This is a genomic window from Mycobacterium sp. MOTT36Y, from assembly GCF_000262165.1.
Taxonomy (GTDB): domain Bacteria; phylum Actinomycetota; class Actinomycetes; order Mycobacteriales; family Mycobacteriaceae; genus Mycobacterium; species Mycobacterium intracellulare.
On record NC_017904.1, the window covers coordinates 1,332,880 to 1,350,604 of the forward strand.

General features: G+C 68.5%; 16 protein-coding genes. 8 read left to right on the top strand and 8 right to left on the bottom strand.

What is annotated here, in order from left to right; genetic code table 11:
* Positions 1-50: 50 nt before the first annotated feature.
* Complete coding sequence (locus tag W7S_RS06440) at positions 51-554, bottom strand: histidine phosphatase family protein (protein ID WP_036428625.1); 504 nt, start codon at positions 552-554, stop codon at positions 51-53.
* Positions 555-717: 163 nt separating this feature from the next.
* Between W7S_RS06440 and W7S_RS06445 the strand changes: the two genes are divergently transcribed.
* From W7S_RS06445 to W7S_RS06455, 3 genes are all read left to right on the top strand, one after another.
* A complete protein-coding gene (locus tag W7S_RS06445) occupies positions 718-1,869 on the top strand; it encodes an exonuclease SbcCD subunit D (protein WP_008254730.1) in 1,152 nt (383 codons plus the stop codon).
* A complete protein-coding gene (locus W7S_RS06450; protein WP_008254732.1) occupies positions 1,866-4,487 on the top strand; it encodes an ATP-binding protein in 2,622 nt (873 codons plus the stop codon). The genes W7S_RS06445 and W7S_RS06450 overlap by 4 nt, the downstream gene beginning before the upstream one ends.
* A gap of 95 nt (positions 4,488-4,582) precedes the next feature.
* Positions 4,583-5,827, top strand: coding sequence for an alpha/beta hydrolase (locus W7S_RS06455; RefSeq protein ID WP_009955263.1), 1,245 nt, complete (start codon positions 4,583-4,585; stop codon positions 5,825-5,827).
* Here the strand turns inward: W7S_RS06455 and W7S_RS06460 are convergent.
* The 4 genes from W7S_RS06460 to W7S_RS06475 all read right to left on the bottom strand — a co-directional run bounded on the left by W7S_RS06460 (position 5,814) and on the right by W7S_RS06475 (position 11,269).
* Entirely contained in the window at positions 5,814-7,448 is a 1,635-nt protein-coding gene (locus W7S_RS06460) for an ABC transporter family substrate-binding protein (protein WP_050989410.1), read from the bottom strand. The two genes, W7S_RS06455 and W7S_RS06460, sit on opposite strands and share 14 nt — an antisense overlap.
* A gap of 34 nt (positions 7,449-7,482) precedes the next feature.
* Positions 7,483-9,318: an ABC transporter ATP-binding protein gene (locus W7S_RS06465; protein WP_008254738.1), complete on the bottom strand. Its 1,836-nt coding sequence runs from the start codon at positions 9,316-9,318 to the stop codon at positions 7,483-7,485.
* Positions 9,315-10,190 (bottom strand): ABC transporter permease, encoded by an 876-nt coding sequence (locus tag W7S_RS06470; RefSeq protein WP_008254741.1) that lies wholly within the window; start codon positions 10,188-10,190, stop codon positions 9,315-9,317. The genes W7S_RS06465 and W7S_RS06470 overlap by 4 nt, the downstream gene beginning before the upstream one ends.
* Positions 10,191-10,291: 101 nt before the next feature.
* Positions 10,292-11,269, bottom strand: a complete 978-nt coding sequence (locus W7S_RS06475) for an ABC transporter permease (RefSeq protein WP_008254743.1) — start codon at positions 11,267-11,269, stop codon at positions 10,292-10,294.
* A 212-nt stretch (positions 11,270-11,481) separates the two neighbouring features.
* Between W7S_RS06475 and W7S_RS06480 the strand changes: the two genes are divergently transcribed.
* On the top strand, positions 11,482-11,973 hold the full coding sequence (locus W7S_RS06480) for a carbonic anhydrase (protein WP_008254746.1): 492 nt from the start codon (positions 11,482-11,484) through the stop codon (positions 11,971-11,973).
* A 74-nt stretch (positions 11,974-12,047) separates the two neighbouring features.
* Here the strand turns inward: W7S_RS06480 and W7S_RS06485 are convergent, their stop codons facing one another.
* Positions 12,048-12,488 carry a PaaI family thioesterase gene (locus W7S_RS06485; RefSeq protein ID WP_008254748.1) on the bottom strand — a complete coding sequence of 147 codons (441 nt, stop codon included), beginning with the start codon at positions 12,486-12,488 and terminating at the stop codon, positions 12,048-12,050.
* Between the two features lie 112 nt (positions 12,489-12,600).
* On the opposite strand from W7S_RS06485, the gene cysD reads away from it, so the two are divergent.
* From cysD to W7S_RS06500, 3 genes are read left to right on the top strand one after another with little or no spacing between them, the layout of a single operon-like run.
* Positions 12,601-13,530 (top strand): sulfate adenylyltransferase subunit CysD, encoded by a 930-nt coding sequence (gene cysD, locus W7S_RS06490; protein ID WP_008254750.1) that lies wholly within the window; start codon positions 12,601-12,603, stop codon positions 13,528-13,530.
* Positions 13,530-15,371, top strand: coding sequence for an adenylyl-sulfate kinase (gene cysC / locus W7S_RS06495; RefSeq protein ID WP_008254752.1), 1,842 nt, complete (start codon positions 13,530-13,532; stop codon positions 15,369-15,371). Before cysD ends, cysC begins: the two co-directional genes overlap by 1 nt.
* Positions 15,372-15,429: 58 nt before the next feature.
* Positions 15,430-15,915 carry an RrF2 family transcriptional regulator gene (locus tag W7S_RS06500; protein WP_008254753.1) on the top strand — a complete coding sequence of 162 codons (486 nt, stop codon included), beginning with the start codon at positions 15,430-15,432 and terminating at the stop codon, positions 15,913-15,915.
* Between the two features lie 17 nt (positions 15,916-15,932).
* Here W7S_RS06500 and W7S_RS06505 read toward each other — a convergent pair whose 3' ends face one another.
* Together W7S_RS06505 and W7S_RS06510 are read right to left on the bottom strand one after the other, a co-directional pair.
* Complete coding sequence (locus tag W7S_RS06505) at positions 15,933-16,322, bottom strand: VOC family protein (RefSeq protein ID WP_008254755.1); 390 nt, start codon at positions 16,320-16,322, stop codon at positions 15,933-15,935.
* A 43-nt stretch (positions 16,323-16,365) separates the two neighbouring features.
* Positions 16,366-16,779 (bottom strand): VOC family protein, encoded by a 414-nt coding sequence (locus W7S_RS06510; RefSeq protein WP_008254757.1) that lies wholly within the window; start codon positions 16,777-16,779, stop codon positions 16,366-16,368.
* Positions 16,780-16,845: 66 nt separating this feature from the next.
* Between W7S_RS06510 and W7S_RS06515 the strand changes: the two genes are divergently transcribed.
* Complete coding sequence (locus W7S_RS06515; protein WP_008254760.1) at positions 16,846-17,724, top strand: LLM class flavin-dependent oxidoreductase; 879 nt, start codon at positions 16,846-16,848, stop codon at positions 17,722-17,724.
* The last annotated feature ends 1 nt before the right edge of the window (position 17,725 follow it).

Below are 17,725 nucleotides of genomic sequence, written 5' to 3' on the forward strand. Positions count from 1 at the left end.
ATTTCGCGTTTTGAGCCCAACAAGTCGACGTTCGCCGCAGCGTTGTGGGCTCAGCGCGGAACGACGAAGTCGATCAGCGACGCACCCCCGAGTTCCAGTTCCTTCCACGCGCACGGCACCGCGAGGACCGCGATCGCCGACGTCGGGAACTTGGCCGAAATGCGTTCGCCCGCAGCGGCGTCGGTGCCGCCGGCGCGGCCCAGCCCCAGCGCAAGCGCCGACATCGTCGGCTCGTGTCCGATGACGAGCAGCGTGCCGATGCCGTCGTCCACCGTGTTGATCTCGTCGATCAGCGTGCCCGGGGTGCTGGCGTAGAGACGTTCGCTGTATCGCACCGGCGCAGCGATGCGGGTGTTCCGCAGTGTCTCGCGGGTCCTGGTCGCCGTGGAACACAGCACCCCGTCGACGGGGGGCACGTGGGCGCGCAGCCAGTCGCCGGCGAGCCCGGCTTGCCTGACGCCGCGGGGCGCCAACGGCCGATCGTGGTCGGCGACCCCGGCCGGGTAGTCGGACTTCGCATGCCGCATCAACAGCAGGGTGCGCTCGGCAGTCACGAAGGATCAGATTAATCAGTGTGGCGCCCCGCCGGCCACGCCCGCTGCGCCGGAATTTGCGCAGTGCCAAGACCTGCCGATCGAGGTCCCGCGTCTTGTCGGTGCGCAGACCTAAACTCGCGATGCCCGGAGTAAACACGCAGTTCGAAAGGGGGTCGCCCACATGCGATTCCTGCACACCGCCGACTGGCAACTGGGCATGACCCGGCACTTCCTCGCCGGCGACGCCCAGCCACGCTACTCGGCGGCCCGCCGCGACGCGGTTGCCGGTCTGGGGGCGCTCGCCGCGGAGGTGGGCGCCGAGTTCGTCGTCGTGTCGGGCGACGTCTTCGAGCACAACCAGCTCCCGCCGACGGTCATCGGACAGTCCCTGGAAGCCATGCGCGCCATCGGAATTCCGGTGTATCTGCTTCCGGGCAACCACGACCCCCTGGACGCCTCATCGGTGTACACCAGCGCGCTGTTCGCCGCCGAGCGTCCCGACAACGTCGTGGTGCTCGACCGTGCCGGCGTGCATCAGGTGCGCCCCGGCCTGGAGATCGTCGCCGCGCCGTGGCGGTCGAAGGTGCCGACCACCGACCTGGTCGCCGACGTCCTCGACGGCCTGCCCGCGGCCGCGGGCACCCGAATCCTCGTCGCGCACGGCGGGGTCGACGTCCTGGACCCCGACAAGGACAAGCCCTCGCTGATCCGGCTCGCCACCCTCGACGACGCGCTGTCCCGCGGCGCGGTGCACTATGTGGCGCTGGGGGACAAGCACTCTCTGACCCAGGTCGGCGACAGCGGCCGGGTCTGGTATTCCGGATCGCCGGAAGTCACCAACTTCGATGACGTGGAATCCGACCCGGGCCACGTCCTGGTCGTGGACGTCGACGAAACCGACCCGCGGGGCGCGGTCTCGGTGACCGCACGAGACGTCGGACGCTGGCGCTTCGTCACGCTGCACCGTCAGGTCGACACGAGCCGCGACATCGCCGACCTCGACGTGAACCTGGACCTGATGACCGACAAGGACCGAACCGTGGTGCGCCTGGCGCTCACCGGGTCGTTGACGGTCACCGACCGCGCCGCCCTGGACGCCTGCCTGGACAAATACGCGCGGTTGTTCGCCTGGCTGGGCCTGTGGGAACGGCGCACCGACCTGGCGGTGATCCCCGCCGACGGCGAGTTCAGCGATCTCGGGATCGGGGGATTCGCCGCCGCGGCGGTCGAGGAGCTGATGGCGACGGCGCGCGAGGAGGATTCCGCCACCGCCGGCGACGCCCAGGCGGCGCTGGCGCTGCTGCTGCGCCTCGCTGATCGGGGCGCGGCGTGAAGCTGCACCGGTTGATCCTGACGAACTACCGCGGCATCTCGCACCGGGAGATCGAATTCCCCGACCACGGCGTCGTGGTGGTGTGCGGCGCCAACGAGATCGGCAAGTCGTCGATGATCGAGGCGCTGGACCTGCTCCTGGAGTCCCGGGATCGGTCGACGAAGAAGGAAGTCAAGCAGGTCAAACCCACCCACAGCGACGTGGGCTCCGAGGTCTCCGCCGAAATCAGTTGCGGCCCCTACCGTTTCGTCTATCGCAAGCGGTTTCACAAGAAGTGCGAGACGGAGCTGACGATCATCACGCCGTGCCGCGAACAGCTGACCGGCGACGAAGCCCACGAACGGGTGCGGGCGATGCTGGCCGAGACGGTGGACAGCGACCTCTGGCATGCCCAGCGTGTGCTGCAGTCGGCGTCGACCGCCGCGGTGGACTTGTCCGGGTGCGACGCGCTGTCACGCGCGCTCGATGTGGCCGCCGGCGACAGCGGCGGGCTCTGTGGCACCGAGCCGTTGCTGATCGAGCGGATCGACACCGAATACGCGCGGTACTTCACCCCGACCGGGCGTCCGACGGGGCCGTGGGCCGCCGCGATCGCCCGGCTCGCCGACGCCGAGGCCGCGGTCGCCGAGTGCGCGGCCGCCGTCGCCGAGGTCGACGACCGGGTCGCTCGCCACGCCGTTTTGACCGAGCAGGTGGCCGACTTCTCCCAGCGGCGCATCGCCGCCGGCCCGCGCGTGGCGGCCGCCCGGGAAGCCGCCGACCGGATCGCCGAGCTCACCGCGCAGCAGCGCGAAGCCCAGTTGGTCGCCGAGGCCGCGGACGCCACCAGCGCCGCGGCGACCGCCGCCCACACCAGCCGTTTGCAGCTGCTCGCCGAAATCGACGCCCGCGCCGCCGCTGTCGCCGAAACGGAAGCCCAGGCGGACCAAGCCGCGTCCGCGCACGCGTCGGCGCGCGCCGAGGCCGAGGCGTGCGACGCCACGCTCCAGCGGGCCACGCAGGTCCTGGCCGACCTGCAGTGCCGGGTCGACGCCGCGCGCCGCGGCGTCGACCGGCTCGCCGACCTCGAGGAGGCCGACCGGTTGAGCACCCGGCTGGCCAAGGTCGACGCCATCGAGCGGGATCGTGAGCGAATCTGCGCCGAGCTCAGCACGATCGCCGTCACCGAGGAACTGCTGCGACGAATCGAGGACGCCTGCGCCGCGGTCGATCGCATCGGGGACCAGTTGGCGTCGACGTCGGCGGCGATCGAATTCACCGCCGCCGCGGACATTCACCTGGTGGTCGGCGGTGAGCGAATCTCGTTGTCGGCGGGGCAGAGCTGGTCGATCACCGCCGCCGGGTCCACCGTGGTCGAGGTGTCCGACGTCCTGACCGCCCGGGTCACCCCCGGCGCGACCACGCTGGATATCCACACGAAACATGCTGCGGCACAACAAGAAATGGCGGCGGCGCTGGCCGCCGCCGAGGTGGCCGATCTCGCCGCCGCGCGCTCGGCCGACCAGCGGCGCCGCGAGCTGGTGAGCGCCCGCGATCAGCTCGGCGCCACGCTGGCCGGTCTGTGCGGCGACGAGCAGATCGACGAGATGCGCTCCCGCCTGGCGCAGCTGCGGGCCCAGCACCCGGCCGAGCCGGCGCCCGGTGCCACGGACATCGGCGCCGCCCGCGCCGAACTCGACGCGGCCCAGCAGGGTCACGCGGCGGCGTCGACCGACTGCGAGGCTCACCGCCAGGCCGCCACCACCGCCGCCGCGGCGCTGGCCGAGTTATCCACCCGGGCAACCGTTCTGCAGAACACGTTGGAAGCCCAGCGGGCCGAGCTGCAGGCGACCGCGGGCCGGCTGGCCGCCGAGCGCGCCTCGGTCAGCGACGAGGAACTCGCGGCGTCGGCGGACTCGGCGTTGCGGGCCGCGCAGGCCGCGGACCAACGAGTCGGCGAGCTCGCCGCCGCCTTGGCCGCCGCGTCCCCCGATGCCGTTGCCGCCGAATTGGCCGAGGCCACAAAGGAAGCCGAGTCGCTGCGGGAGCGCTACGAAGAAGCCGCCCGCGCGTTGCGTGAGATCACCATCGAACTCTCGGTGTTCGGCAGTGAGGGGCGCCAGGGCAAGCTGGACGCCGCGGAAACGGAGCGCGAGCACGCCGCCACGGAGCACAGTCAGATCGGCGCGCGGGCCCGGGCCGCGAAACTGCTGCGCTCGGTCATGACGCGTCACCGCGACACCACGCGCAGACGCTACGTCGAGCCTTATCGCGCGGAGCTGCAGCGGCTCGGACGTCCCGTGTTCGGGCCGAGTTTCGAGGTCGACATCGACAGCGACCTGTGCATCCGTAGCCGCACGCTCAACGGCATCACGGTGCCCTATGAATCCTTGTCGGGCGGCGCCAAGGAGCAACTGGGCATCCTGGCCCGGCTCGCCGGTGCCGCCCTGGTCGCCAAGGAGGACGCCGTGCCGGTGGTCGTCGACGACGCACTGGGTTTCACCGACCCCGACCGGCTGGCCAAAATGGGTCAGTTGTTCGACAGCGTCGGCACTCACGGGCAGGTGATCGTGCTCACCTGCAGTCCCGACCGTTACGACGGTGTCCGGGGCGCGCATCGCATCGACCTCACCGCCTGAGGGCCGCTGACCTCAGCCGATACCGCCGGGTGTGACGACTCGGCGCGTGCCGGGATGCGCTGCCTGCAGAATGGGACCATGGCGGTCCGACACGAATGACGATGAACGCGAAGCGGAGCCGGGTGCAGCAGAAGCTGGCGGAATTGCCCGGTGTGCGCGCCGTGCGCCGGCCGATCTCGCCGCACAGCGCCGACGAGTTCGATCTGTACTACGTGCGCACGGGCCGCAAGTCCCGCCACCCGCTGGTCATCATCCCCGGCGGGCCGGGCGTGGCGTCGGTGCAGATGTACAAGGGACTGCGCAGGCGCGCGGCGGCGGCCGGTCTCGACGTCATCATGATCGAACACCGCGGGGTGGGGATGTCGCGCCACGACGATTCGGGTGCCGACCTGCCGCCGCAGTCCATGACCGTGAATCAGGTCGTCGACGACGTGGCGGCGGTGCTCGACGACGCCCACGCCGACTCGGCCGACATCTATGGCGCGTCCTACGGCACCTATATCGCGGCCGGAGTGGGTGTGCGCCATCCCGACCGCGTGCACGCGATGGTGCTCGATTCGCCGCTGCTGTCGCGGCACGACATCGTCATCGTGCGCCGGGCGATTCGCCGGCTGCTGCTTCGGGGCGACAGCCCCGAAACCGCCGCCTTGGCACCGAAAATGCGCAAACTGGTCGACGCCGGCGTCATGACCCCGGCGGCGACACACGTCGTCGCGACCATTTACGGCTACGGCGGCGCCGACCTGCTCGAGCGTCAACTCGATCTGTTACTGCAGCGCCGGAAACTCTTGTGGTGGACGCTATCCCGGTTCACCACCCTGAGCAATCTGCCGTTCCGCTACGAGGAAGATCTGGTGAGCCGCATCGCGTTTCGCGAGCTGGACTACGCCGCCGAACCCGACGGCCTGCCGCTGGACCCCGCAGTGGCCGAAAGCGAAGCGCGCACGCAGCGAGTGACTTTCGAGGACGAGCCCTATGACCTGCCCACGGAAATGCCGAACTTCAACTGGCCCACCGCGGTGATTTCCGGCGGCCGTGACCTCATCACCCCGCCGGCGGTGGCCGAGCGCGTCGCGTCGCTGCTGCCCGATGCGGTGCTCTTGAGCCTGCCGAGCATGGCGCACAGCGCGCTGGATTTCCGCGAGCCCGTCGCGCTCGCCGCCGCCGAGGCGGTGGGGCGCGGCGACCTGAAAGGGCTTGCCGCCCAAGCGTCGGCGCTGGACGCGCTGCCGCCGCGCCCCGAGGTGCGGCTGCTGTGGAAGTTGATCGAAACGGCGGCCGCCGCCGAAGGCGCGCTGCCGGTCCCCACGCGGCTGTTGCGCCGGCTCAGCTGCGCGTGAATCCGATTGCGGTGTAGTCCAGGTCGCCGAGGCCGGCCGCGCCGAAGTTGGCCAGCGTGCTGTGCACCGCGACGTCCCCGGGCGACTGGGTGAGCGGCAGGCTGAACCCCTCCGCCCAGATCAGCCGGTCGAGGTCGTTGGCCAGCGCCCGCGCCCTGTCGGGGTCGAGTTCTTCCAGGGTCCGCTCGATGGCGGCGTCGATCTGCGGGCTGCCGATCTTGCCGAAGTTGCTTTCCCCGTCGGACTTATAGATCTGGGTCAACGATGAGAGCGGGAAAGCGTCCCCGAGCCAACCGAATTGGGCGAGGTCGAAGTCTCCGACGTTGATGTAGTTGGTGAAAAAGCCGCTGCCCGCGCGGGCGACAAGCTCGAGCTTGACGCCGATTTGGGCGAGGCTGTGCTGGGTGATCTGGGCGAACTGTCGGCTGCCCTGGGCGTCGTAGAACAGGTCACGAATGACCAGCGGGCGACCGTCCTTCTCCCGGAACTGGCCGACCTGCTTCCAGCCCAGGGCGTCGAGCTCGCGCTTGGCCGCGGCCGGGTCGTAGGGAACCACGGCGCTGTTGTCCTGGTAGCCCTTCTGGCCCGCGACGTAGATGTGATTGCCCAGCGCCACCGGGTCGCTGGTGAGGCCGTACTGGACGACCTTGGCGATGGTCTGGCGGTCGATGCCCTTGGACACCGCGACCCGCAACGCCTTGTCGGCCAGGATCGACCCCGGGGCGCCGTTGAAGGTGATGTGCGACCAGGCCGGGGCGGGGGCGCGCCGGATGGTGATTCCCTTGGTGCGCTGCGCGATGGTCAGTTGATCGATGGTGCCGACCCCGGTGGCGTCGATCGTGTTGTTCTGCAGGGCCGGCAGCCGCGCGGCGTCGTCGAGCACCAAGTAGGTGATGTTGTCCAGGCGCGGTCGCGGGCCCCACCATTTCGGGTTGCGGCTCAACACGATCCGCTGGGTCGTCCGATCCAACGAGGTGGCGATGAATGGGCCGGCCGACGGGCCCGGCCCGTCCAGCTGGCCCTTGTTGAACGCCTCGGGGGTAGCCGTCATGCTCTTGGGCAGCAGCATCCCGTTGCCGGCGAACATGCCGCGCCACTCGGCGTACGGCTTGGCGAAGGTCATGACGGCCTGCCGGTCGTCGACGCCGCGGGTCACCGAGGCGACGCGCTCGGCGCCGCTGGGCCCGGCGATCTCGAAATTCTTGTCGGCGCCACTCAGCGCGTGGACCTGGCTGGCGATGTCCTCCCAGGTGATCGGGGTGCCGTCCGACCACACCGCCTTGGGGTTGATCGTGTAGGTCACCACTTGCGGTGCGGTTCCGGTCAGTTCGATGCTGGTGAAGTAGTTGGTGTCGACCGTCGTCGAGCCGTCCGGCCCGATGACGAAGGCTCGCGGCAAGGTGGCCTTCATCATCGCGGCGACCTCGGCGGAATTGCCGTCGATGTGCAAAATGTTGAAGTTCGGCGGGAAGGCGGTGAGCGCGAGTCGCAGGTCACCGCCGTCTCGCAGGGTGGCCGGATCGCGCGGGTTGATGTCGCTGGACGTCCCGATCCGCGCGTTTTGCCCCGTTTCCGGAATCAGGTTGATGGCCGGCGAGCAGCCCGACAGCGCCAGCGCCATCGCGAAAAGCGCCGCCGCCAACCGGATGCCGACGCTAGCCACCTGCGCCCGGATCGGGTCGCGGCACCGCGTCCAGCAGCTGCCGGGTGTATTCGTGTTGCGGGTTGTCGAAGACCTGCCGGCTGTCGCCCCGCTCGACGACCGTTCCGGAACGCATCACGACCACCTCGTGGGCGAGGTGCTTGATCACCGAAAGATCGTGGGAGACGAACAGATAGGACAAGCCGAAGAGCGCTTGCAGGTCGAGCAGCAGGTTGATGATCCCGGCCTGGATGGAGACGTCGAGCGCGGAGACGGGTTCGTCGAGCGCCAGGATCTTCGGTTGCAGAGCCAGCGCACGGGCGATGCCGATGCGCTGCTTCTGCCCGCCGGAGAACTCGGCGGGGTAGCGGACCGCGTCGGCGCGGCGCAGGCCCACGATCTCGAGCAGCTCGGCGACGCGCGCGTTGGTGCCGCCCTTGTCGACCCCGTTGGCGCGCAGCGGTTCGGCGAGAAGCTCGAACACCGGCAGTCGCGGGTCCAGCGAGGCGACCGGGTCTTGGAACACGACCTGAATGTCGCGTCGCAGCGACCGCCTGCTCGCCGGGCTCAGCGTCGTGACATCGGTGCCCAGCACTTCGATCGATCCCGATTGGGGCCCGGTGAGTTCCAGGATCTCGTGCAACGTGGTCGATTTCCCCGAACCGGACTCGCCGACGATGCCGAGGGTACGGCCCTGCCGCAGCTCGAAACTGACGCCGTCGACCGCGCGCACCTCGCCGGCGCGGCGGCGCAGCACGCCCTTGGTCAGCCGGTAGGTCTTGGTCAGGTCACGCACCCGGACGACGACCGACGAGTCATCGGGTCTCACCGACTGTGCCGTGGTGCTGACGCCGTAGATGTCCGCGGCGCTGCGGCCGCCCACCTGATCGGTGCGGATGCAGGCCGCCCGATGGTCGGCACCGACGGGAAGCAGTTCCGGCTCCTCGAGCCGACATTCGTCGATGGCCAGCGGGCAGCGCGGGGCGAACGGACAGCCGGGATCCAGACCGGCCAACGACGGCGGTGCGCCGGGGATCGGCACCAACCGGGTGCCCTGTGCGGCGTCCAGCCGCGGAACCGAGCCCAACAGCCCGACGGTGTAGGGCATTCGGCGGTCCCGGTAAAGGTCGTGCACCTCGGCGGATTCGACGACCCGCCCCGCGTACATCACCAGCGCCCGGTCGGCGAACTCGGCGACCACACCGAGGTCGTGCGTGATGATCAGCACCCCGGCCCCGGTGACGTCGCGGGCGGTTTTGAGGACCTCGAGGATCTGCGCCTGCACGGTGACATCGAGTGCGGTGGTGGGCTCGTCGCAGATCAACAAGTCGGGGTCGTTGGCGATCGCGATCGCGATGACGACCCGTTGCCGTTCACCGCCGGAGAGCTCGTGCGGAAACGCGCGGGCGCGTCGCTCCGGCTGGGCGATGCCCACCAATTCGAGCAGTTCGACCGCGCGATGACGGGCCGCCCGCCGTCCCACCCGCGGCTGGTGGATCTCGATCGCCTCGGCGATCTGGTCGCCGACGGTGTACACCGGTGTCAGCGCCGACATCGGATCCTGGAACACCATGCCGACCGTCTTGCCGCGGAACCGCGACATCGCGTCGTCGTCCAGGCCCAGCAGCTCGGTGTCGTGCAGCCGGACCGAGCCGCGCACCCGCGCGTACTCGGGCAACAGGCCCACGACCGCCATCGCCGAAACGGACTTGCCCGAACCGGATTCGCCGACCATGGCGACGACTTCGCCCGGTTCGACGCGGTAGCTGACGCCGCGGACCGCGGTCACCGGATCGCCGCCGGTCGCGAAGGTCACGGCCAGGTCGGTCACCTCGAGCAGGGGGCTCATCGCGCACCGCCCCGCACCGGGGTGCTGCCCGGGTCGAGCGCGTCCCGCAGGCCGTCGCCGGTCAGGTTGGCGCACACCAGGATCAGCACCAGCACCCCGGCGGGAAAGAGGAACACCCACGGGAACGTGGTCGCCGACTGGGTGCCATTGGCGATCAAGGTGCCCAGCGACACATCCGGTGGCTGGATGCCGAAACCCAGGAAGCTCAAGCCGGTTTCGGCCAGAATGGCCGAGGCGACGTTGAGCGCTGCGTCGATGATCAGGATGGACGCCACGTTGGGCACCACATGCCCGACAATGATGCGGCGGCTGGATACGCCCATATACCGTGCGGCACGGATGAATTCGCGCTCGCGCAAACTCATGGTCATGCCCCGCACCATGCGGGAACTGACCATCCAGCCGAATCCCGCCAGCAGCAGAACGAGCATCACGATGTTCGCCGAGTCCTTGGTGCGCGGCGTCACGATGGCGATGAGGATGAAGCTGGGCACCACCAACAGCAGGTCGACCAGCCACATCAGCACACGGTCGCGCCAACCGCCGAAATAGCCCGAGACCGAACCGACGGTGGCGGCGATGCCGGTGGAGATGACCGCCACGCACACACCGATCAGCATCGACTTCTGCATCCCCCGCAGGATCTGCGCCAGCAGATCTTGTCCCAGCGCGTTGGTGCCCAGCCAGTGGCGCGCGCTGGGCGGCTGCAGCAGCGCGGTGAAATCGAGGTCCTCGTAGGAATAGGGAAGCACCGCGGGCAGGGTGTAACAGCCCACGAACAGCAGCACCAACAAGATCAGCGACGCCACCGCGAACCGATTGCGCGCAAACCTGCGTAGCACCAGCGTGCGGCGCGAGGTGAAGTCCGCCACGTCGTGACTCGAAAACCCGTGGGCGCCATCGATATCCGCCGCGGAGGTCCATGAACGCCCCGCCGCCTCATCGCTTCGCTCTGCATCGTCGGCGGCGCGGGTCATGACACCCTGACCCTCGGGTCGAGAGCCGCGTAAAACACGTCGGAGAGCAGGCCGGCCAGCAACACCACCGCGCCGGAGAACACGGTGATGGCCGCGACGATGTTGGTGTCTTGCGTCGCGATGCCCTGCACCAGCCATTCGCCCATGCCGTGCCAGCCGAAGATCTTCTCCACGAACACCGCTCCGGTGACCAGCCCGGCCACCCCGTAGGCGAACAGGGTGGCCAACGGGATCAGCGCGGTGCGCAACCCGTGCTTGACCAACGCGCGCCGGCGGGTCAGCCCCTTGGCCCGCGCGGTGCGGATGAAGTCCTGGCCCAGGACGTCGAGCATCGCGTTGCGCTGATAGCGGCTGTATCCCGCCGCGGCCGCCAGCGCCAGGGTCAACGACGGCAACACCAAATGCCGCAACCGGTCGAAGAAGTGCGCGCCGGCCCCGCCGGACACCCCCGGCGATGTCTCCCCGGTGTAGTCGAAAATCTGCAGACCCACGGCCCAGTTCACCCGCAGCGCGGCCAGGATCAGCAGGTTGGCGATGACGAACGTCGGGGTGCTCAACACGAGCAGGGCCATCATGGTGACGACGCGATCGCTGAGCCGATACTGCCGAATCGCGCCCCACGCCCCGGCCGCGATGCCCGCGACGGTGCCCACCAGCGACCCGATGACCAGCAGGCGCAGCGTCACTCCGACTCGGCGCCACAGTGACTCCCCGACGGACTGCCCGGTGACGGTCTTGCCGAAGTCACCGCGGACGGCGTGTGAAGCCCAGTGCGCGTAGCGGATCGGGATCGCCTCGTCGAGACCGAGCGCGTGGGCCTTGGCGTCGATGACGGCTTGTGGTGGTCGCGGGTTGCGCTGCAACAGGCTGTCCAGCGGTTTGAAGGCCACCGACGTCAGGCAGAACGTCAGAAACGATGCCAGCGCCAGCAGCACGACGTAGTTGAGCAAGCGGCGGGCGAGAAACCGGGTCATACCCGTCCGCACAGCACGCGTCGCATTGGGACAGGTTATCGAGCCGGCGGCACGGCGTCGCGCGTGCAGCGCCGGGCGCGTTCGGTGAGCTTCAGATCTGCTTGATTCTCATGCGTGAATCGCGTGTGATCGGTTGTTAACATGCACCGCGGTACCGAGCCGTGCGGCGATTGCGGCACGCCTCAGACCGCGACACTGTCGAGGAGGCTTGCGTGACGGTTACCGATGACTTGCTGGGCAACAACGCCGAATATGCGAAGACCTTCAACGGGCCGCTGCCGATGCCGCCGGGCAAGCATGTGGCGGTCGTCGCGTGCATGGATGCGCGGCTCGACGTGTACCGCCTCCTCGGCCTCAACGAGGGGGAGGCCCACGTCATCCGCAACGCCGGAGGGGTCGTCACCGACGACGTCATCCGCTCGCTGGCCATCAGCCAACGACTACTGGGGACGCGAGAGATCATCCTGATTCACCACACCGATTGCGGGATGCTCACGTTCACCGACGACGACTTCAAGCGCACCATCCAGGAGGAGACCGGGGTCAAACCGCCGTGGGCGGCCGAGGCGTTCCCGGATGTCGCCGAGGACGTCCGGCAGTCGCTGCGGCGCATCGAGGGCAGTCCGTTCGTCACCAAGCACGTCTCCGCGCGTGGCTTCTTCTTCGACGTCGCCACCGGCAAGCTCAACGAGGTCACGCTCTAGAAGCGCGCGCCGAGCGTGTAGCCACGGCGAAAAATCGGCCCGATCCCCGCCATCAGTGCACGTTCGGTGGCCCTTCAGCCGACCTTGTAGGTCGCCAAGGCCTTGGCCACCAGCGTGCCCCCCGAGTCGACGATCTCGGCCTCGCAATTGACCAGCGATCGGCCGCGTCGCAGCACCCGGCCGATGCCGATCACGTCGGTGGCCCGAGCCGGGGCCATGTAGTCCAGCGCCATCGACACCGTCACGCCGCGTAGTTCCGGCGGGGCTGGGACGCCGCACCACGCCGCCGCCATGACGGTGAGGTCGGCGAGGGTGGCGATGGCCCCACCGTGAACCATGTCGCCGAGCGTCACGTTGGACGGGTCCCAGGGCAGCCGCAGCCGCACCTCGTCCTCCTCGAGCCGGTCGGCGACGATGCCCAGCTTGACGACGAACGGGGACTGGGGGATGAACTGCGCGATGACGTCGCGGCCGCTGGGCGCGGGCGGGCGAGAAGGTCCGGGGTGAGAAGTCATTCGTCCATGTTTTCGCACCCCAGGTTGACAGGTCCAGCGCCAGCTGGTCTCATATATCGCTAAGATGCCAAATATGGTCAGTTCTGCCAGGTTTTAGCGAGTGAAGGAAGCTATGACCAGTGATCTGAAGGCGGCCCCCGCCGTCGGACAGTACGAATTGAGCCACCTGCGCTCGCTGGAGGCAGAGGCGATCCACATCATTCGGGAGGTGGCCGCCGAGTTCGAGCGGCCGGTGCTGCTGTTCTCGGGCGGCAAGGACTCCATCGTCATGCTGCATCTGGCGCTGCGGGCGTTCCGTCCGGGCCGGTTGCCGTTCCCGGTGATGCACGTCGACACCGGACACAACTTCGACGAGGTGATCGCGACCCGCGACGAGCTGGTCAACGAGCACGGAGTGCGCTTGGTCGTCGCCTCGGTCCAGGAAGACATCGACGCCGGGCGGGTGGTCGAGCCACGTCAGGGGCGCAACCCCATCCAGACCGTGACCCTGCTTCGCGCCATCCGGGAGAACAAGTTCGACGCGGCGTTCGGCGGGGCGCGCCGCGACGAGGAGAAGGCCCGCGCCAAGGAGCGTGTGTTCAGCTTCCGCGACGAGTTCGGTCAATGGGATCCGAAGGCGCAGCGGCCCGAGCTGTGGAACCTGTACAACGGCCGGCATCACAAGGGTGAGCACATCCGGGTCTTCCCGCTGTCCAACTGGACCGAGTTCGACATCTGGTCCTACATCGGCGCCGAGAACATCGCCCTTCCGTCGATCTATTACGCGCACCGGCGCAAGGTCTTTCGCCGTGACGGCATGTTGTTGGCGGTCGATAAGAACATGCAGCCCAACGCCGACGAGCCGGTGTTCGAGGCGACGGTGCGCTTCCGCACCGTCGGGGACGTCACGTGCACCGGATGCGTGGAATCGCAAGCCGCCACCGTCGACGAGGTCATCGCCGAGACCGCGGTGTCCCGGCTCACCGAACGCGGGGCGACCAGGGCCGACGACCGGATCTCGGAGGCCGGCATGGAAGACCGCAAACGACAGGGATACTTCTGATGGCCACCTTGCTGAGGCTCGCAACCGCGGGTTCCGTCGACGACGGCAAGTCCACCCTGATCGGCCGCCTGCTGTATGACTCCAAGGCCGTCATGGAGGACCAGTGGGCCGCGGTGGAGCAGACGTCCAAGGACCGCGGCCACGACTACACCGACCTGGCGCTGGTGACCGACGGCTTGCGGGCCGAACGCGAGCAGGGCATCACGATCGACGTCGCCTACCGCTACTTCGCCACTCCCAAGCGGAAATTCATCATCGCCGACACCCCCGGCCACATCCAGTACACCCGCAACATGGTGACCGGGGCCTCGACCGCCCAGCTCGTGATCGTGCTCGTCGACGCGCGGCACGGCCTGTTGGAGCAGTCACGCCGGCACGCTTTCCTGGCGTCCCTGCTGGGCATCCAGCACATCGTGCTCGCGGTCAACAAGATGGACCTGATCGGTTGGGACAAAGAGAAATTCGAGGCGATCCGCGACGAGTTCCACGCCTTCGCCGCTCGGTTGGACGTGCACGACGTGGCCACCATCCCGATCTCCGCGCTGCACGGCGACAACGTGGTGACGAAGTCGGACCAGACGCCGTGGTATGAAGGGCCGGCCTTGTTGTCGCACCTCGAAGAGGTGTACATCGCCGGCGATCGCAATATGGTTGACGTGCGGTTCCCGGTGCAGTACGTCATCCGGCCGCACACCCGCGAACATCAGGACCACCGCAGCTACGCCGGCACCGTCGCCAGCGGCGTCATGCGCGCCGGGGACGAGGTCGTGGTGCTGCCCGTCGGCAAGCACACCCGCATCACCGCGATCGAGGGCCCGAATGGTCCGGTGGAAGAAGCGTTCCCGCCGATGGCCGTGTCCGTCACCCTCGCCGACGAGATCGACATCTCGCGGGGAGATCTGATCGCCCGCACCCACAACCAGCCCCGGGTCGCGCAGGAGTTCGACGCGACGGTGTGCTGGATGGCCGACGGCGCGGCGCTCGAGCCCGGCCGCGATTACGTCATCAAGCACACCACCCGCACCACGCACGCCAAGGTGACCGCGCTCGACTACCGCCTCGACGTCAACACGCTGCACCGCGACAAGTCCGCGACGGCGTTGAAGCTCAACGAGCTTGGCCGCATTTCGCTGCGCACCCAGGTTCCGCTGCTCCTCGACGAGTACACCCGGAACCCGAGCACCGGGTCGTTCATCCTCATCGACCCGCACACCAACGGCACCGTGGCCGCCGGCATGGTGTTGCGCGACGCGTCGGCGCAGGCGGCGAGCCCAAACACGGTGCGGCACAAGCCTTCGGCGATCGCGCAGGCCCGGCCCCGCGGCAAGACGGTGTGGTTCACCGGTCTGTCCGGCTCCGGCAAGTCGTCGGTGGCCATGCTGGTCGAGCAAAAGCTGCTCGAAAAGGGGTCTCTGGCTTACGTTCTCGATGGGGACAACCTGCGGCACGGTTTGAACGCCGACCTGGGCTTTTCCATGGCCGACCGCGCCGAGAACCTGCGCCGGCTCGCGCATGTGGCGGCGCTGCTCGCCGACTGCGGCAACGTCGTGCTGGTGCCGGCGATCAGCCCGCTGGCCGAACAACGCGAATTGGCCCGCAAGGTGCACGCCGACGCCGGGTTCGAGTTCATCGAGGTCTTCTGCGACACCCCCATCGACGAATGCGAAAAGCGTGACCCCAAGGGGCTGTACGCGAAGGCGCGCGCCGGTGAGATCACCCAGTTCACCGGGATCGACAGTCCGTATCAGCCGCCGGCGAATCCCGATCTGCGGCTCACCCCGGACGGCACCATCGAGGAGCAGGCGCAGCGGGTCCTCGACCTGCTCGAATCGCGCGGGTAGCACGCCGGTGCCGCCCGGCTGCGCCGAAATGCCCGCACCGGATGGCACAATCCTGAGAGTGCGCATGTCAGCGAAGGCGGAGTACGCCGTGCGGGCGATGATCCAGCTCGCCACGGTGTCCGACGGGACGCTGGTGAAGACCGACGACTTGGCCCAGGCCCAGGGCATCCCGCCGCAATTTCTCGTCGACATCCTGACCAACCTGCGCACCGACCGGCTCGTGCGCAGCCATCGTGGCCGTGAGGGCGGCTACGAATTGGCCCGCTCCGGCAGCGACATCAGCATCGCCGACGTCCTGCGCTGCATCGATGGGCCACTGGCCAGCGTCCGCGACATCGGACTCGGGGACCTGCCGTATTCGGGACCGACCGCCGCGCTCACCGACGTCTGGCGGGCGCTGCGCGCCAGCATGCGGTCCGTGCTGGAACAAACCACCCTGGCCGACGTCGCGACCGGCGGCCTGCCCAAGCATGTGGCGCAACTGGCCGACGACTATCGGAAACAGGAGAGCCAGCGGCACGGCTCGGCGCGCACCGGCGACTAGGCAACGTGCACAACGGCTCAGCCGCCCGACCCGTAGGGGCGGGTGAGGATCTCCATGGCATGACCGGAGGGGTCGGTGAAATACACCCCGCGTCCGCCGTCATTGTGGTTGATCTCGCCGGGACGCGTGGCGCCCGGATCGGCCCAGTGCTGCATGCCACGAGCCCGGATCTTGTCGTAGATCGTGTCGAACTCCTGCTCGGACACCAAGAAGGCGTAGTGCTGACGCGGGATGTCCGCGCCGTCGGGGGCATCCGCGTAGTCCAGGGTGGCACCGTGCTCTAGTTCGACAACCATGAAGTGGCCGAACGGCTTTGGGCTGGGCAGCCCGAACAGCTCGGTGAGAAACTCGGCGGATTCTCGTTTGTCGCGCGACGCGACGATGGTGTGGTTGAAACTGATGCTCATAGTTCTGTCCAGTCAACCACCGCACGCCCCGCGCGACAACGCGCTACTTCGGCGCGGTCAGCTCCAGGGCGATGTTGTCGGGGTCGCGGAACTCCAGTATGTAAGACGGCCCGATGTCCTTGATCGGCTCGTGAGTGACGCCAAGGTCATCGAGATGCGCTGCCGCCGAATCCAATTCGTCCCTAGTGGTGAGCCGGAACGCGATGTGGTCCAGCCCGACGCGATTCTCGTCGAAGCGGCCCGCGGCGACGGGCCGCAGGCCGAGCAGCGTGCCGCCGAGGTCGTAGATGACACCGCCGAACAAAAAGCTCAACTGATTGCGGGTGGCTTCGTCGGCGTTGTCGGGGACCTCCAGCAACACCGGCCAGCCGAACACGCTCTCGTAGAACTGCCGGGATCGCTCGATATCGGTCACGGTCAGTCGGACATGCGCGATGGAAGTGCTGGTGAAGTCCATTCGGTCCATGGTTCCACTGATGGGTCGCATGTTAAACATGCCAGAATCGCCGTCGTGCAGATAGCGATGACGATGCCGGTGATGGAACCGGATCTGGATGCGACGGTGCTCGAGACCTGGGCGCGCACCATTGACGAGGGGCCGTTCTCGTCACTGTGCTGGGGTGAGCGCATCGCGTTCGACAATCCGGACAACCTGACGCTGCTGGGCGCGCTGGCCGCCTGGACCGATCGGGTGCGGCTGCTGACGACGGTGATCGTGCCGCAACTGCACGACCCGGTCATGCTCGCCAAGGGTCTGGCGACCGGCGACATGCTCAGCGGCGGCCGGTTGACCGTCGGCATCGGGGTGGGCGGCCGGCACGAGGATTACCACGCCGTCGGCGCCGACCCCGCCACACAGACCATGCGCGGCATGGCCGAACGGGTGGCGGTGATGAAGCGCGTCTGGGCGGGGGAGAAGACCACCGACTCGGTGCGGCCCGTCGGTCCGGCGCCGGTGCAGCCCGGCGGTCCACCGCTGTTCGTCGGCAGTATCGGTCCGAAGACCATCCGCAGCGCCGCGGCGTGGGCCGACGGGCTGGCGGGCACCACCCTGGACCTCGACGTCGCCAAGCAGAACGAGCTGTTCGACGTCACGCGAGACGCCTGGGCGCGGGCCGGCAAGCCCAAACCCCACCTCATCACCTCGTTTTGGTTCGCTTTCGGGTCCCCCGAGGAGTCCCGCGCCCAGGTGCACCGCCATCTACGTCGCTACATGAACTGGATACCGGCCGAATACGTCGACGCCATGGCGCCGATGACCGGGTGGGCCGGCAGCGAAGACGAGCTGCTGGACGTGCTGCGCCGGTTCGAGGAGATCGGCACCGACGAGGTTCAGCTCATCCCGACGAGCTCGGATGTCGATCAGCTGCGCCGCGCCGCGGAGGTCGCCGGGCGGCTGTAGT

Coding starts and splice junctions, on each gene's coding strand:
- W7S_RS06455 (WP_009955263.1), top strand. CDS start 4,583: ATGACGATGAACGCGAAGCGGAGCCGGGTGCAGCAGAAGCTGGCGGAA.
- cysD (WP_008254750.1), top strand. CDS start 12,601: ATGACCAGTGATCTGAAGGCGGCCCCCGCCGTCGGACAGTACGAATTG.
- W7S_RS06475 (WP_008254743.1), bottom strand. CDS start 11,269: ATGACCCGGTTTCTCGCCCGCCGCTTGCTCAACTACGTCGTGCTGCTG.
- W7S_RS06465 (WP_008254738.1), bottom strand. CDS start 9,318: ATGAGCCCCCTGCTCGAGGTGACCGACCTGGCCGTGACCTTCGCGACC.
- W7S_RS06485 (WP_008254748.1), bottom strand. CDS start 12,488: ATGACTTCTCACCCCGGACCTTCTCGCCCGCCCGCGCCCAGCGGCCGC.
- W7S_RS06460 (WP_050989410.1), bottom strand. CDS start 7,448: ATGGCGCTGGCGCTGTCGGGCTGCTCGCCGGCCATCAACCTGATTCCG.
- W7S_RS06505 (WP_008254755.1), bottom strand. CDS start 16,322: ATGAGCATCAGTTTCAACCACACCATCGTCGCGTCGCGCGACAAACGA.
- W7S_RS06445 (WP_008254730.1), top strand. CDS start 718: ATGCGATTCCTGCACACCGCCGACTGGCAACTGGGCATGACCCGGCAC.
- cysC (WP_008254752.1), top strand. CDS start 13,530: ATGGCCACCTTGCTGAGGCTCGCAACCGCGGGTTCCGTCGACGACGGC.
- W7S_RS06515 (WP_008254760.1), top strand. CDS start 16,846: ATGACGATGCCGGTGATGGAACCGGATCTGGATGCGACGGTGCTCGAG.
- W7S_RS06510 (WP_008254757.1), bottom strand. CDS start 16,779: ATGGACTTCACCAGCACTTCCATCGCGCATGTCCGACTGACCGTGACC.